This window comes from Oceanimonas baumannii (assembly GCF_002245495.1).
Classification (GTDB): Bacteria; Pseudomonadota; Gammaproteobacteria; order Enterobacterales; family Aeromonadaceae; genus Oceanimonas; species Oceanimonas baumannii.
This window is the reverse complement of record NZ_NQJF01000034.1, coordinates 1-1,419: the sequence shown is the minus strand read 5'-3', so window position 1 is coordinate 1,419 and position 1,419 is coordinate 1. Positions and strand designations below refer to the sequence as shown.

Here is a 1,419-nt window from a genome sequence, read left to right as displayed (position 1 = left end):
TGTGTATAAGAGACAGCAATTATTCGCTGAGCACTCGCTCTCGCGCCTTTCCGCCTGGATCAAAGACGGCCGCCTGACTGTGGATGGAGCGGTTATCCGCCCGCGAGACATAGTCCATGGCGGTGCGATTCTTGAGCTGTCTGCCGAGCAGGAAGCCCAGGGAGAGTGGGTCGCCCAGGACATCGAGCTGGATATCGTCTATGAAGACGACGACATTCTGGTCATCAACAAACCCGCAGGCCTGGTGGTGCACCCGGCTGCCGGGCACGCTGATGGCACTTTGCTCAACGCCCTGTTGCACCACGTACCGGACATCATCAATGTGCCGCGTTGCGGCATCGTGCACCGACTGGACAAGGACACCACCGGTCTGATGGTGGTCGCCAAGACCATTCAGGCCCAGACCCAACTGGTCACCCAGTTGCAAAGCCGCAGCGTCAGCCGGATCTACGAGTGCATCGTGATCGGCGTGGTGGTGGCCGGTGGCAAGATCAACGCCCCTATCGGTCGCCACGGCCAGCAGCGCCAGCGTATGGCGGTGATGGAAGGCGGCAAGCAGGCCGTGAGCCACTATCGAGTTCTGGAGCGTTTCCGGTCCCACACCCATGTGCGGGTCAAGCTGGAAACCGGTCGTACCCACCAGATCCGCGTGCACACCCTGCACGCTGGTCACTGCATTGCCGGTGACACCAAGTATGGCGATGAAGATTTTTCCAAGGAAATTCGCGATCTGGGCGGTAAACGCCTGTTCCTTCACGCCTATATGCTGACCGTGCCGTTGCCCGATGGCGGTGAGCTCAAGCTGCAGGCGCCGGTTGATGAGATGTGGGCCAAGACCGTGGAGCGTTTGAGTGCCGCACCGTGACTACAAACTGCTGATTTTCGATTGGGACGGGACCCTGGCCAACTCCATTGGTCGCATCGTTGAGTCGATGCACATGGCCTCGACCCGCTCGGGGTTCGAGCTGTGCAGCGACCTGGCGGTCAAAGGCATCATCGGCCTGGGGTTGCCTGAGGCGATTCGTACCTTGTATCCGCAGATCGCCGATCAAGAGTTGCTCGCATTCCGTGAGCACTACGCCGATCACTACATTGCGCTGGAGGCCGAACCTTCGCCTCTGTTCGAGGGTGTGCGCCAATCCCTGGAGGCGTTCCGTGCCGATGGCTACCACTTGGCTGTCGCCACCGGCAAGGCCCGTCGGGGTTTGGATCGGGTGCTCAAGGCCCACGGTTTTGAAGATTATTTCGATATTACCCGCGCAGCCGATGAAACCGCCAGCAAGCCTCACCCTCTGATGTTGGAGGAGATTCTGGCCCATTGCGCCGTTTCCCCGCGTGAGGCGTTGATGGTGGGGGATGCGTCCTTTGACCTGATGATGGCGCGCAATGCGGGTATGGACCTGTCTCTTATACACATCT

2 protein-coding genes are annotated in these 1,419 nt (G+C 59.9%); both read left to right on the top strand.

What is annotated here, in order from left to right; translation table 11 throughout:
- A partial coding sequence (locus B6S09_RS17980; RefSeq protein WP_211281095.1) for an RluA family pseudouridine synthase occupies positions 1-865 on the top strand: 865 nt, incomplete at its 5' end.
- The coding region (locus tag B6S09_RS18840; protein WP_141202000.1) for an HAD-IA family hydrolase at positions 852-1,419 on the top strand (568 nt) is incomplete at its 3' end. The genes B6S09_RS17980 and B6S09_RS18840, both read left to right, overlap by 14 nt.